Here is a 14,143-nt window from a genome sequence, read left to right on the forward strand (position 1 = left end):
TAATACCCCCTTTCATCGCAATGCGCTTAGTGCTTATCCTTTTCGCTGTCTTCCTTTATTATCTCTTCAGCAGCCTCGATCACTAGTTCTCTCATGTTTAGTACTTCTCTTACTTTGGCAGCTCGCTTATTAAGCCACAGTTGTCTTCGTTGATTTTCTTTCGCCATGATTTCGTCGACACGAGCATCAATGGTTTTAGCCGTTTCTGTGTATTCTTCAAATTTAGGACAACCTACCTTAGGAATAATTTTTATGGGTATTACTCTCAATCCCCATAGCATCTCGATCTTTCCATCCGGGTACTCTACGATAGAAACCTCCTTTCCAATCAAGCCATGACGGTTCTCAACCCCAAGAGCCTGAATGATTTGATTTTTGAAACTACAACTAAGATTTTTAGATAAATGTCGTTCGTGCCAGGTAGCACAGATCCTCTTTAACTCCTCTTCTGTTGCCAAGAGCGGTACATGAGCATCTTCTTGGTAAAAAGGCTTAATTGCAAACTCTTCGTTGTACTCGTTGACAAACTCCTCTATGTGCAAATTAGCGGTGTTAATATCCTTTATGCCTCGGAGCTTGAACTCTTTAGGCCAACGTCCTTGCAAAGTTTGATTTAGGCGTTCAATCCTTCCTTTTGCTTCGGGAGTTTTTGCATAGATGTACTCAATTCCAAGCATATTGCAGATGCGTTGGTACTGAGTTCCGTCTTGGTCTTCAGAGGTTAGTGGCCCCGAGGTCGTCGGTTTAAAAATGCTGTGTCTATCGCTATAGAAAGCCGCTGGTATGCCGTATTTAAAGACATGCCCCATAATGAGCTCTCGATAGGCCTCTCCTACTTCTGTAGGCCGCAGGCACGCCGCAGTAATGGTTCCTGTTGCATCATCAATAAAGGCGTGAACGACACAAAAAGGCTCATCCTCTCCGAACCAACGATGTCGGGATCCATCAATTTGGATCAATTCTCCGAACCGGCTGCGACGTCGACGTAATGGATGGCCTTTACTCTCTGCTTTCTTTTCTCTGGGATAAAGTTCAAGAAGACGTTGCCGGATAAATTCTTCGGATACTTCAATTTGTTCGCAATTCTTCAGGTATTTCCTTGCCAAAGCAGCTTGGAAGCCAGCGTACTTGGTTTGGAGCAAGTTGTCTATTCTTTCTCTTAGGTCCTTGTCCAGTTTGTTTACAGGTGAACGCCCCCGATTACCATGTTCTAAGCCTTCGGCTCCTTGTAATGAAAACTTGTTTAACTTCCTGAAAAAGGTTGACTCAGGCATTTTTAACTGAGTCAGTGCTTGCTTACAGGTGATCAGCCCGGCTCGGTACTCAGTAAATACAGCAACCAGTTCATTAATCGAGGGATGCTTAACGTTCTTTTTTGACCATTTAAAACCTCTAAAAAGCACAAGAATAAGTCAATAAAGACCGCCTAACTCCCATTTTCGCTTTGGTAAAACTCCCAATTTCGCCCTGGAATAAGCTCTCAGAATCGCCTAGGAAACTACTCTCAAAATCCCGTAGGAAGTTACTCTCAATTTCCCTTTTGCTTAACACAAAAAAAAGGAGGCGAGTTTAAACGAATTGCAAGGACTTCGTTTCGCTCGTGCCTGCATTTTTCTTTGTTTTCAATTGACGAAAAACAAGTGAATCGAGAGCACAACGTCTTTGCCTAAAGGTGTAAATATTTTTGAATTTGTGACTTCTCCTACAAAAGGATGAATACTGTTTTGGGTCGAGAAGTTTCTTTAGGAACATTCATTCCTCTAAAGCAACCTTTTGAGCCACAAGTAGAAATCCTTTTTTGCGTAAAATACCTCTTCCACTACCTAACTCAGCCTTCTGCAAAACTTATGACTTTTTCTTCCTCCTCTAAACCAATCCACAACTCAGAGGCTGGCTTGCAAAAACTAACAGGCTTAGTAGAAAGAGTTACTTTTCATAGCGAAGAATCTGGCTACTGCGTAATCAAAATCAAAGTTAAAGGTGAAAGAGAACTAGCGACCGTTGTTGGTCACACTCCGGCAGTTTCACCCGGTGAATTCGTTTCATGCTCCGGGGACTGGATTTATAACCGGGAATACGGAAGACAGTTTCAATCTGTGTTTCTCAATGTTTATCCCCCTGCTACCAAACAAGGCATTGAAAAGTATCTCGGTTCAGGAATGGTGAAAGGAATCGGACCAACCTACGCCTCTAGATTAGTAAAGCAGTTCGGAGAAAAAGTTTTTGACATTATCGAACAGAATCCAGAGCGGTTAAAAGAAGTTGAAGGAATCGGGCCTAAGAGATTCAAAGCAATAGTGTCAGGGTGGGCTGATCAGAAAATCATACGCAACATTATGATTTTTCTGCACAGCCATAAAGTCTCTACGGCGAAATCCGTCAGAATTTTTAAAAAATACGGTGAAAATGCCGTATCCATCATTACTCAAAACCCTTATATCTTGGCAAAAGATATCAAAGGAATAGGTTTTCGCTCTGCCGATACGATTGCTTTGAATATGGGGATTCCAAAAGATTCGATTTTGAGAGCAAGGGCCGGCATTTCTTACGTTCTTTCAGAAGCTTCTTCTAATCTCGGTCATGCGTGCCTTCCCAAAGATGAGCTAATTAAGATGGCGAATGAACTTCTGGAGATGCCTGAGCAAACAATCTGCGATGCAATTGAAAAAGAAATTGAAGAGAATTCTTTGGTATCTGATGATCATCCGGAATCAGAATGTCTTTATCTCCCTTCCCTTTTTTATTCAGAAGTTGGAATCGCCTCCAGTATAAGAAGGCTTAATCAAAGTTGTGTTAATTGGCCAAATATTGATCCGGATAAAGCCATTGCTTGGGTAGAAAAAAAACTCAACATAAATCTTGCAGAGAGTCAGAAAGAAGCGGCTGGTAAAGCTCTTAACTCAAAGCTAATGGTCATCACGGGAGGGCCCGGCGTCGGTAAAACAACTTTAGTTAATTCTATTCTTCGAATTTTATCTGCCAAGAAGGTAAAAATCATTCTCTGCGCACCGACCGGACGAGCTGCCAAGAGGATGTCCGAAACTACCGGCTGCGAGGCAAAGACTATTCATCGGCTGTTGGAAGTCTCTCCGGAGACGGGAAAATTTCAAAGGAACCGGGAAAAGCCGTTGGACTGTGACCTTTTAGTCATCGATGAATGTTCCATGGTTGATTTATCTTTAGCTAACAGTTTGCTTCAAGCCGTGCCCGATCACGCGTCTGTAATTTTTGTCGGGGATGTCAACCAACTTCCTTCAGTTGGACCCGGAACCTTTCTTTCAGATTTAATTGAATGCGGACAAATAACGGTAATCAAATTAACTGAAGTGTTTCGACAAGCAGCAGATTCATGGATTATTAGAGCAGCTCATCAAATTAATAAAGGGTACTTTCCGCCTCTTCCTCAAAAAGGTCAAAAAGGAGATTTCTATTTCATTGCCAAAGAAACGCCGGAAGAAATCGTCTCCACTATAGTTTCTTTGGTTCAGCTGCGTCTGCCGAGAACATTCGGTTTCGATCCGATAAAGGATATTCAAGTTTTGTGCCCAATGAATCGAAGTCTCACCGGCGCAAGAAGTATGAACGAACTTCTTCAATCTGCCCTTAATCCTTCTTCGGATAATGCCATCACAAAATTCGGGATCACTTTCGATCTGAATGACAAAGTTATGCAGATTGAGAACAATTACGACAAGGATGTTTTCAATGGGGATATCGGCTTTATCAATGGAATCGACAAAGAAGAAGAAACCGTACTAGTGACGTTTGACGGTCGAGATGTTATTTATTCCTTCGATGAACTTGATGAACTTGTATTGTGTTATGCAACGACCATTCATAAATCCCAAGGAAGTGAATATCCGGTGGTGATTATTCCGATCTCGACTCAGCAATTTATGATGCTTAAACGCAACCTTGTCTATACGGGAGTAACGCGAGGAAAGAAACTTGTTGTGGTGGTAGGTCAGAAAAAAGCTTTATTTATGGCAATCAAAGACAACCGTTCACTTAAACGGTGGAGCGGGCTAAAGATGCGCCTAGAAAAATAAACATTTCCTAACATTATTTGAAAATTCTTTTAAATTTATTTAAAAAATAATAAGTTACTTTAAATTAAAAGCTGATAAAATCTCACTTTTGGTCTTGTCTCTGTAGTTATAACTTGCAAGCTTAAAAAAACGGTGCTAATATTCGCACCAGCTTAAGACAAGCACTCGACATTTGCTGCGGGGTGGAGCAGTCTGGTAGCTCGTCGGGCTCATAACCCGAAGGTCGTAGGTTCAAATCCTGCCCCCGCTACCAATTTAAATAGCAAATGTACGTCACTGAACCGCGAGAGCCGTTCAGTTTTATTTTATCTAATCAAATCACCCTCCTCCTACCTGTTTCTTTTTGAGATGCCTTTCTTAGAGGTCGCCAGAATCTTTTGCCTCTTTTCTCCTAGATTAATAATGCTATAAGCATAAGTAATCACTATATAATCCATCGCTTACTAATTGATAAATAAAATAAAAACGAGTAGTTACATGTCATTAGCCTCACTCCATAAACAATTTAATAAGACATTCTTGGCCTATGGGAAGCCTCTTTTCGGATTTTTCGTTTGTGTCGGACTTCTTATTGTTCTTATCCAAAACGTCAGCCTTTTAACTTTATGTGCGGGAGTCTGTCTATTTTTGTTTGCCATGATGCTTCTGCAGGAAAGTTTCAAGATCCTTTCCGGCGGTGTTTTGGATGTTTTCTTAGACAAAGTTGCTAATACGAATTACAAGTCGTTCTTATTCGGTTTTACAGTCAGTTCTTTGGTACAGTCCAGCGGGCTGGCTACGGTTATAGCGATTTCTTTCTTGAGTGCGGGATTAATGGCCTTACAGTCCGGCATTGCCATGGTCTACGGCATCAATTTATCTACCGCAGGTTCTGCTTGGCTTGTCGGCTACTTCGGTTTAAAAACGAAGATTTCTTTATATGCCATGCCCTTGATTATCTTCGGCTTGGGATTTTTTATCAGTAAGAACAAGAAAATTAAAGGATTTGGCCTTTTTCTCTTATCTCTCGGCCTTCTTTTCCTCGGCATTTCTTACATGAAAGAAGGTTTTGAGAATTTCAAAGACACCTTTGATATCTCTCAATTCCAGATGGAGGGTCTGGCCGGTCTTCTTCTCTATACCTTGATTGGCTTCGGAGTAACCGTTATTACTCAGTCTTCCCATGCGACCTTAACTTTAGCGTTAGCTGCCTTAGCCGTCGGACAAGTATCTTATGAAAATGCTATTGGTGTGGCCATCGGGGCAAACGTTGGATCTACCATTATGGCCGTAATCGGCTCCATCAATTCCAATATTGAAGGAAAGAAGATTACGGTAACCCATGTCTTTTTTAACTGTTTTGCCGCTTTAATGGCTATTGTGTTCTTCAAGCTGTATTTAATAGCTGTGGACTATCTTTGTGCTTGGGTAGGTATCGCCGAGAACGATTACGTCTTAAAACTCGCAATGTTCACAACACTGTTCAACGTGATAGGCGTCATCGTCCTTTATCCCTTCATTTCTCAGATGGAAAACTTTCTTAACAAGTATGTTAAGCCCTCAGAGAGTAAAGATGATGAAGTCAAACCGATGTTCCTCAGTGATGAGGTCTTGCAGTTCAGTGACAGTGCTCTTCAGTCTTTGACATTAGAAAGTATTCGTCTCTTAGAAAGTACGCTGGGTTTAATCGCTAAGGTGATTAGTTTCCAGCCTGAAGATGTCCAGTCTCAAGAAGAAATCCCTACTGTTCTTTCTCAGAGGAATCAGCCTAATGATTTTGAATTTGACACGGCATATCACAAAGAATTTAAAGGTTTGTACTCCAGCATTATCGAATTTGCCGTAAGAGCCGGCTATGAGGCTTCGACTCCGGAAAGAAATACTATCTTTATGGATATCAGACGCGCAAACCTTTACATGGCTTCGGCCGTTAAAGAAGCCAGTCAGCTTCAAACCAATATCAATAAATTTGGTTTCTCGAACAACGGCTACATACGTGCGGAATATGCAGCTATGCGCAGAAATCTGCTGAGACTACTGCGTAATGTTCACTCCATTACTCAGGCTACGACAATAGAAGAAATTGATCAGATTCAGCGTGAAATTTTAGATAACAGCGAAAAATTTGATGTTGTTTCTTCAAGCTCTTTGGATACCTTAATTCGAAACCACTGTATTTCAGATTCTGTTGCTACTTCGATCATGAATGACAACGCAATCTCTCGTAATTTGGCTAAAAACTTATATGATGTTATCGAGTTGCTATTTAAGACTAATCCGGTTGCATTGGGAGAGTAAGGCCTTCAAAAGATGAGTGAAGAATCTGAATTAAAGTTTTGTTCCGCCTGCGGTGCTCTTCTGGAAATCAAAATTCCAGAAGGCGACACGAGGGAGAGACACGTCTGTACCAAGTGCGGCCAAATTCATTATGAAAATCCTCATAATATCGTTGGCACCGTGCCTGTCTATAACGGAAAAGTCCTTTTATGCCGCCGGGCAATTGATCCTTGTTTCGGGAAATGGAATCTGCCTGCCGGTCACCAGGAAATGAAGGAAGGCACGATGGCCGGAGCTCTCCGTGAAACCAAAGAAGAAGCGGGAGCAGAATTAAAAAATGTCTGCCCTTTCATGCTCTTAGATGTCCCGTTTGCTTCGGGCACACATATTTATTTCATTGGGGACGTAGTTAATCCTGACTGCAAACCCGGACCGGAAACTTTAGAACAAAGATTCTTTTCAGAAGAAGAAATTCCCTGGGACAAGATTGCCTTTAATTCCGTCAAAAGAGCTTTGAGATGTTACTTTTCAGATCTCAAGAAAGGCTCCATAGGATTTCATTACGAAATCAAAGAAAAACCCGGAAAAGAATAGATGAAATTCGACCGAACAAATCTTTTTACTTTTGCGCCCGGAGAAGCTTTTCCTGAACTTCCATTGGGTTTCGGGTTGCCGGATGAAATCGTTTGCGTAACGCGCCATCTGGAGTGGGAAAGACTGCCAATCGCATACTCCCAAGGGATTTTTCCTTGGTATGAGGAAGGGCAGCCTGTGTTCTGGTGGATGACAGACCCTAGAATGGTTTTACAAACTAAAAACTTTAAAGTCAGCCATTCTCTACGGAAAAGACTCAAGAGAGCCCTTCAATTTAAATATGAAGATAAAGAAATTGTTTTGAGGCTTGATTCGTGCACAAAAAAGGTTATTGAATCTTGTGCTCAGCCAAGAAAAGGTCAGGACGGGACTTGGATCACGGAAGAAATCCTACAAAGCTATTTGGCTCTTGCCGAGCGAAATTTGGTTCATTCCGTGGAAGTACTGATTAATCAAGAACTATTGGGCGGACTTTACGGGGTTAGTCTCGGGAGAATGTTCTACGGGGAGTCAATGTTCTCTAAAGAAAGCGATCTTTCCAAAATTGCTCTTTCTCTTTTAGTGAGTATTTGTATGAAGGAAGATATTCCTTGGATTGATTGTCAGCAGGAAACCTCGCATTTAAAAAGTCTGGGAGCCTTCCTGGTTCCTCTTTCAGAATTTAAGCAGCATCTCAAAGAATATTGCTCTTTGCCGCCCGTCAATTGGGATGCTTATCGCGGTGTTCCATTAAACGATCTTTTGGAGAAGGTGCTATGAGCGATCTCACTAAAGAAAATGAAGATCTCCCTGAATGTCTTGCTCCCGAGTGGCTTGGGTCGACCGGGGAATTTACCTGCAGCTATGACAAATGCAGAACGGAATGCCTTCTCGTTGCTATTCCTTCCTCTGGTACAAGAATCGGCAAACAATGCGCTACTCTTCTTTCTTCTTTCGGATTCCGAAGAAGCGGTGTAAATCTTTATCGCCCGCATTGTCCTGGCTGCGACAAATGTATATCTGTTAGGCTTAGAGTTGATGACTTTAAACTAAACCGGACATTTAATAAGTGTCTTAAGAAAAACGCAGATCTTTCCATGACGGTTACAGCACCGGCGAATACGGCTGAATATCTCCAACTTTTAAAAACTTATCTTTCCGTACGCCACAAGAGTGACGAAGAAGAGGAAGAAACGACGAAAGACGATTTTCAGAAATATTATGTAAATACCGTCGGAGAAACTGAGTTTTTTGAATACCGAGACAAATCAGGAAAACTAGTGATGGTTTCCATTACGGATATCTTCTCGGACGGATTCTCGGCGGTTTATACCTTTTATGATCCGGCTGAGATGAAACGGTCACCCGGCACCTATGCCATTCTTCGTCAAATCGAAGAAACGAAAAAGAGAGGCTTGCCCTATTTATACTTAGGGTTTTGGATTGATGATGTTCCTAACATGAGTTACAAAACAAAATTCCAGCCCTTGGAAGTTTTTGTACAGGAACAATGGAAAGAGTTTCAAGATTGCAACGATAGTTATTTAAATCAGGAAAAGGAAGATTATGAACTCCCTCTATAAACTGGCGAAGACAGCCCTTTTCAGATTTACTCCTGAACAAGCGCACCACATTATTATGTCCAATCTGGACTGGATTACACAGCTTGGAGTTCACAAGCTCGTAACCCGTCCGGTTCGGGAAGATCCTATTAATGTCATGGGAATAAGATTTCCTAACTGTGTTGGACTTGCCGCCGGTATGGATAAAGACGGGGAACATGTGACAGCTTTCGGAGCCTTGGGATTCGGAAGCGTTGAGATTGGTACCGTAACACCGAAAGGCCAACCCGGAAATCCGAAACCAAGATGCTTCCGTCTTGTCGAGGACGATGCCATTCTTAACAGAATGGGATTTAATAACGTCGGCGCCATTCAGGTTGCAAAGAACCTGCAGAGCGCCCGCGCTTTCCGTAACCGCGGCGGAATTTTAGGCGTCAATATCGGCAAAAACAAAGTAACTCCTAACGACTTAGCTATCGACGATTACATGAAGTGTATGGATCGCCTCTATATGTCAGGTGATTACATTGCTATCAATATTTCCTCTCCGAATACTCCTAATTTACGAGATTTACAGGCTGAGGAAGAGCTGAATAAGCTTTTAGCTGCTATTGCAGCGAAGAGAAAAGAGCTAAAGGCAGCTAATAAAGATCACTACGTCCCTATCGCTGTAAAACTCGCACCGGATCTTTCTGACGACGGGATTAAAAAAGCTTTGGATGTGATTGTTGAAAATGGAATGGACGGCGTTATCTGTACCAACACCACTATTTCCAGAGAAGCCATCCTTGGTCATCCGCTGGAAAAAGAACCGGGAGGCTTGTCCGGTCGTCCTCTAATGGAAAGATCCACCGAAGTAACGCGTCTGGCATCCGAGCATTTGAGGGGAACTCTTCCGATTATTGCCAGCGGCGGCGTAATGAGCGCCTCAGATGCCGTTGAAAAAATGGAAGCGGGAGCTTCAATTGTTCAGCTCTACACCGGCTTTATTTTTGAAGGTCCGGAGTTAGTGGCCGATTGCGTTCAGGCAATTGCTCAATGGAGAGCCAACCATCAAACATCATGCCCAGTATCCGAACCTTCATCGCCATCCCCTGCCCCATAGAGGTTCAGGAAAGGCTGGCTAAGTTCGGAGAGGAGATTACCGAGGTAAATCCTAAGGCTCGTCTGATTTCACCGTTTAACTACCATATTACTTTGGCTTATATCGGTGAAACAGACACCACAAGGGTCAATGAAATTAAAGATCTTCTTTCTTTTAAGTGGGAAGCTGAGAGTTTCTGGGAAATTAACCGGCTTGGTGCATTCTCAACCCATAAGATCGTTTATGCCGCCGGCCCTTTCTCTCCTGCTATCGAAGCCTTGGGTGAAAAAGTTAGAAGACTTCTTCGTCAAAATGGTTTCTCTTTTGATGACAAACCTCTTCGGCCTCACATTTCTTTGGCTAGAAAAGCATCCGTTGCGCCGGAAATCAGCTTTGAACCTATTTACATGTCAATAGAAAAACCGGAACTTTTTCAGTCCGGCATCAAAATTAATAATAAACTGACTTACATTAAACTTTAATCCGGAAAAAGTCATGGATATCGTAACCCGCCCTGGATTTTGGAATATTCCCGTATGGGCCATTATCGCCATTTATGTTCTTGGTCTGACCGCCTGCGTCATCTGCGGGCTCGGCATCTATAAATCTTATCTTTTATGGAAAGCAGGCAAGCCGTTTGCCGTGGATCCAGAAACTAAGAGACGTTGGGGTTTTATCAAAACCGAAGCTCTGAGACAAAAGAGAATTACCCGCAAACCTCTCGGAAGCTGGCTTCATTTCTGGATTTTCTGGGGTTTTGTCTTTTTATTCTTCGGTACTGTCATTGCAGTTTTAGACTGGGATATCGGAAAATTAATATTCGGTCAGCAGTTCCTAGCCGGAGGAACTTACTATTTCTACAAGTTTGTTCTTGATATTGCCGGTGTGGTCTGTCTGATTGGTCTCGGAATGGCCTTCTACCGCCGTTTTGTTAAAGGCGGCAAACAATTTGAAAAGTCCGGCCGTTTTCTGATGATCTTAGGATCTTTGGCTCTTATTATCATCACCGGATACATTGTAGAGGCTCTCCGTTTGGCTGCTGAAAAACCTGAATATGCGGTTTATTCTCCTATCGGGAACTTCCTAGCTACCGTCTTTTATTCCGGCATGAGCCAAGAACAGCTGCATTCGCAGCATTTCATTCTTTGGCTCTTCCACGGCATTATCGCTTTGATTTTTGTTGCCTTGATTCCAAGCACCTATTTTGCTCATATGTACAAGTCTCCGACGAGTATTTATTGGCAAAAAACAAAGCCGAGAGGCAATATTCCAAGAATTGCCGAAATTGAAGAACAAGAAAGCTTCGGAATTTCCAAATTCAATCAATTTAATTGGCAATTCCGTTTGAATTTTGATGCTTGTACCGAATGCGGACGCTGCACGGCGGTTTGTCCCGTCAACCGTGCCGGCGGACCTTTGGATCCCCGCGAAATAATACTTTCGCTTAAAAAGACAATGCACGGGGATTACAAGACAATCGATGAACCACTTATTGGAAACGCCGTTTCTAAGGATGCTTTATTGGCCTGTACAACTTGCGGGGCATGTGTTGAACAATGTCCTTCAAGGATTGAAATCGGCGGTGCAATTATGCAAATGAGACGTTCCATTGCAATGGAAGAAGGTCATTTTGCTCCGGGCGTTGCCAAGACTCTTCAGAATATTTCCAGCGTCGGCAATCCATGGGGACTGGATCCGGATGAAAGATTCAAATGGGCCGAAGGCCTTGACGTTCCGTTTGCTAAGGAAGGAGAACATTATGACCTGCTCTACTGGGTTGGCTGTTCTGCTTCTTATGACAAACGCAATCAGAAGATTGCCAAAGCCATGATCAAGATTCTGAAAGCATCAGGTTTAAGTTTTGCCGTTATGCAAGAAGAATCCTGCAACGCTGAGTTAGCCAGAAGGGTCGGCGAAGAGTATCTGTTTGAATGTCAGACTTTGATGAATATAGAAAATCTAAGAAAGTACACATTCAGCAGAATTGTTGCGCACTGCCCTCACTGCTTCAACACCTTGAAGAACGACTTCCCGGATTATGAAGGCGGGAAATTCAATGTTATCTCTCATGTAAGATTTATTGCAGAACAGCTTGATGCTGGCCGTCTGCCTTTAGTTAACGACGGAACGGAGGAAACATTCGCTATTCATGACGCCTGCTATTTGGCCCGCTACAACCAAATTATTAACGCCCCTAGATTCATTATCGATAAGATTAAGAATCTTGATTACGTTAATCCGAAGGAATGGGGCTGCAATACTACATGCTGCGGTGCCGGCGGCGGTCAATTCTGGAGCGAAAACGATAAGGGCGAAAGACTTAACGTCATTAGACTCAAAGCCATTGTGAACGATACGGGAGCGAAAAATATCGCTACTTCATGTCCTTTCTGTCTATCCATGTTTGATTCCGCAAAATCTCAGGATACTTCACTATCTGAAATTCAATTGTCAGATATTGCAGAAATAGTTGCAAAACATATAAAATAATTCCACGGCCGTGCTCGGACACGGCCTTTTTACGGAAGACAGTGATCAATATGGAAAACAACTCCAGCAAAGCGAATATTCAGGTATTAGACCGAGCAAGCTGCATTCTGCGTGTTTTAACTCAACACTCAGAGCCGGTAAATCTAAAAGTTATCGCTGAGGAAACGAATCTTCATATCTCGACCTGTCACCGTATCATCACCGACTTAGTGAAGCTGCGTTTCGTTGAAAAGGGCCTTACCTCCGGAACGTACCGTCTCGGCCTGCGTCTTCTTCAGCTCGGCAATCTGGTCAGAGAAAGAATGTCCGTTCGTGAAAAAGCCAGAAACTCTATGGTCAAACTTCACAATTTGACTAAACAGACGGTTAATCTTTCTATTCGTCAAGGCGACTCTATCGTCTACATTGACAGAATCATGCGTGAAAGACCGGGAATTCAAGTAGTCAGAACCATTGGGGCTACAGCTCCATTACATACAACGAGTTCCGGCAAGCTCTTTTTAGCGGAAGACGGATTTGAAAAAATCCGAGGCTACGCTCTTAGAACTAATTTGGAAAAGAACACGCCTAAATCAATTGGAGACATTGATACGCTCCTAGCTGAAGTATCTCGTGTAAAAGCTCTGGGTTTTGCTCACGATGTTGAAGAGCTAGAAACCGGCGTTCACTGTATTGCCGCCGGTATTCGAGATGACTCCGGAAAGCTTGTCGCCTGCCTTTCTATCTCTTCGCCAGTAAGTCAAATGCAGGACGTTTGGATTAGCGAACTGAAACATTGTGCAGACGATATTTCCGAACACCTTGGGTTTGTGGCAACACCTGGTGAATTGTACGTTCGCCCTGATTTCAAGTAATACGGCACCCATATTAGTAATTTTTCTCCTCTTAATAGAGGCGAGCCCATATCGAACAAAACATTAGGGTAAGTACTAACACCTTCTTATAATTCACTCACCAATTATTAAGGAGGATGTTATGTCAATTTCTCGTAGAACTATTCTGTCCGGCATTGCGGCCAGTGGTTTATTAGCACCTGTAGTTGCTTCTGCTGCCGGGGCGGATCCTGCGCCGGCCCAAGCTCCTGCAGCAGCACAGAAAGATAAGAAGATTCTTTTTGTTTTGACTAGCTGCAATAAAATTCCTGAAACCGACAATCCTACAGGTTATTTTTATTCCGAAGTCAGCCATCCCTGGAAAGTTTTAACGGATGCCGGATATGAAATTGATTTTGTCACTCCAAAAGGCGGCGAACCAACAGCGGAAGGTTTTGATCCTAAAGATCCCGTCAATATGGAATTTAAGAATAATGCACAGTATCAAGCCAAATTAGCCAATACGCTTAAACCAGCCGAAGTTGTTCCTTCCGATTACTGCGGCATGTATTACGCGGGCGGTCACGGCGCCATGTGGGATTTGCCGAATAATTCCGAACTGCAAAATATTTGCGGAACCATTTACACCAATGGAGGCGTAATTGGTGCTGTTTGCCATGGTCCAGCCGGCTTAGTCAACGTGAAACTTCCTAAAGGCCAATATTTAGTCTCCGACAAGAACGTAAACTGCTTCACAAATTCTGAAGAAGATGCAGTCGGCATGAGCAATGTTGTCCCATTTGCTCTTGAAACCGCCATTCGCGACAGAGGCGGTATTTTCCAGAGATCCGATAACTTCCAGTCTCACGTTGTCACAAATGATCGCTTAGTAACTTGCCAGAATCCAGCTTCTGCAGCATGCGTAGGCTATGGGATGTTGTCTTGTATGTAATCAAAGTTTATTGAAGCTTGGACGACTCCGCATCCAAGTTTTTGAAAATGGCGCCTCATTGTGTCTGGTTTGCATGAGGAGCTTGTTTAAAAAGTATCTTTATAGACAAAACTTGATAGCAGAAGACAAAAACTGTTTTTAGGACATGTCAATTTCGTTGTCAGCTGCTTTGATAATGGCCTCTGCACTGCGCCATTTCGATTCCGTCTTCGTAAACTCTATAAACCAAGCGATGTTCTTTGTCTATTCTTCGACTCCAAAATATTCAATAAATTAAACATTCTTTTCTAATCGCTTCTTGAATACCTCAGATAAAGAGAGAAACATTAAAAAAGAGCTGCTCTCTGATACTCATTTTCTAGCTA

General features: G+C 42.7%; 12 protein-coding genes and 1 tRNA gene. 11 read left to right on the forward strand and 2 right to left on the reverse strand.

Annotated elements, in window-relative coordinates:
• Positions 1–26 precede the first annotated feature (26 nt).
• A complete protein-coding gene (locus ADH67_RS11280; RefSeq protein WP_066592095.1) occupies positions 27–1,403 on the reverse strand; it encodes an ISNCY family transposase in 1,377 nt (458 codons plus the stop codon).
• Between the two features lie 492 nt (positions 1,404–1,895).
• Here ADH67_RS11280 and recD2 point away from each other — a divergent pair, with 492 nt between their 5' ends.
• The 11 genes from recD2 to ADH67_RS11335 all read left to right on the forward strand — a co-directional run bounded on the left by recD2 (position 1,896) and on the right by ADH67_RS11335 (position 13,778).
• Positions 1,896–4,049: an SF1B family DNA helicase RecD2 gene (gene recD2 / locus ADH67_RS11285; RefSeq protein ID WP_236578480.1), complete on the forward strand. Its 2,154-nt coding sequence runs from the start codon at positions 1,896–1,898 to the stop codon at positions 4,047–4,049.
• Positions 4,050–4,225: 176 nt separating this feature from the next.
• Positions 4,226–4,302: transfer RNA gene (locus tag ADH67_RS11290), tRNA-Met, on the forward strand.
• A 224-nt stretch (positions 4,303–4,526) separates the two neighbouring features.
• Positions 4,527–6,326: a Na/Pi cotransporter family protein gene (locus ADH67_RS11295; RefSeq protein WP_084081453.1), complete on the forward strand. Its 1,800-nt coding sequence runs from the start codon at positions 4,527–4,529 to the stop codon at positions 6,324–6,326.
• 12 nt (positions 6,327–6,338) lie between these two features.
• A complete protein-coding gene (locus ADH67_RS11300; RefSeq protein ID WP_066592174.1) occupies positions 6,339–6,899 on the forward strand; it encodes an NUDIX hydrolase in 561 nt (186 codons plus the stop codon).
• On the forward strand, positions 6,900–7,658 hold the full coding sequence (gene aat / locus ADH67_RS11305) for a leucyl/phenylalanyl-tRNA--protein transferase (protein WP_066592171.1): 759 nt from the start codon (positions 6,900–6,902) through the stop codon (positions 7,656–7,658).
• A complete protein-coding gene (locus tag ADH67_RS11310) occupies positions 7,655–8,461 on the forward strand; it encodes an arginyltransferase (RefSeq protein WP_084081452.1) in 807 nt (268 codons plus the stop codon). Before aat ends, ADH67_RS11310 begins: the two co-directional genes overlap by 4 nt.
• Entirely contained in the window at positions 8,445–9,545 is a 1,101-nt protein-coding gene (locus tag ADH67_RS11315; RefSeq protein WP_066592168.1) for a quinone-dependent dihydroorotate dehydrogenase, read from the forward strand. The genes ADH67_RS11310 and ADH67_RS11315 overlap by 17 nt, the downstream gene beginning before the upstream one ends.
• Positions 9,503–10,006: an RNA 2',3'-cyclic phosphodiesterase gene (gene thpR / locus ADH67_RS11320; protein ID WP_066592165.1), complete on the forward strand. Its 504-nt coding sequence runs from the start codon at positions 9,503–9,505 to the stop codon at positions 10,004–10,006. Before ADH67_RS11315 ends, thpR begins: the two co-directional genes overlap by 43 nt.
• 13 nt (positions 10,007–10,019) lie before the next feature.
• A complete protein-coding gene (locus ADH67_RS11325; RefSeq protein ID WP_066592162.1) occupies positions 10,020–12,014 on the forward strand; it encodes a heterodisulfide reductase-related iron-sulfur binding cluster in 1,995 nt (664 codons plus the stop codon).
• A gap of 44 nt (positions 12,015–12,058) precedes the next feature.
• Positions 12,059–12,868 carry an IclR family transcriptional regulator gene (locus tag ADH67_RS11330; protein ID WP_369910919.1) on the forward strand — a complete coding sequence of 270 codons (810 nt, stop codon included), beginning with the start codon at positions 12,059–12,061 and terminating at the stop codon, positions 12,866–12,868.
• A gap of 121 nt (positions 12,869–12,989) precedes the next feature.
• Positions 12,990–13,778, forward strand: a complete 789-nt coding sequence (locus ADH67_RS11335) for a type 1 glutamine amidotransferase domain-containing protein (protein WP_084081450.1) — start codon at positions 12,990–12,992, stop codon at positions 13,776–13,778.
• Between the two features lie 160 nt (positions 13,779–13,938).
• Here ADH67_RS11335 and ADH67_RS11340 read toward each other — a convergent pair whose 3' ends face one another.
• A complete protein-coding gene (locus tag ADH67_RS11340; protein ID WP_084081600.1) occupies positions 13,939–14,043 on the reverse strand; it encodes a type II toxin-antitoxin system YoeB family toxin in 105 nt (34 codons plus the stop codon).
• Positions 14,044–14,143 lie beyond the last annotated feature (100 nt).

It is taken from the genome of Turicimonas muris (assembly GCF_002221595.1).
In the GTDB taxonomy this organism is placed as follows: domain Bacteria; phylum Pseudomonadota; class Gammaproteobacteria; order Burkholderiales; family Burkholderiaceae_F; genus Turicimonas; species Turicimonas muris.

Coding starts and splice junctions, on each gene's coding strand:
- ADH67_RS11295 (WP_084081453.1), top strand. CDS start 4,527: ATGTCATTAGCCTCACTCCATAAACAATTTAATAAGACATTCTTGGCC.
- ADH67_RS11300 (WP_066592174.1), top strand. CDS start 6,339: ATGAGTGAAGAATCTGAATTAAAGTTTTGTTCCGCCTGCGGTGCTCTT.
- aat (WP_066592171.1), top strand. CDS start 6,900: ATGAAATTCGACCGAACAAATCTTTTTACTTTTGCGCCCGGAGAAGCT.
- ADH67_RS11310 (WP_084081452.1), top strand. CDS start 7,655: ATGAGCGATCTCACTAAAGAAAATGAAGATCTCCCTGAATGTCTTGCT.
- ADH67_RS11315 (WP_066592168.1), top strand. CDS start 8,445: ATGAACTCCCTCTATAAACTGGCGAAGACAGCCCTTTTCAGATTTACT.
- thpR (WP_066592165.1), top strand. CDS start 9,503: ATGCCCAGTATCCGAACCTTCATCGCCATCCCCTGCCCCATAGAGGTT.
- ADH67_RS11325 (WP_066592162.1), top strand. CDS start 10,020: ATGGATATCGTAACCCGCCCTGGATTTTGGAATATTCCCGTATGGGCC.
- ADH67_RS11335 (WP_084081450.1), top strand. CDS start 12,990: ATGTCAATTTCTCGTAGAACTATTCTGTCCGGCATTGCGGCCAGTGGT.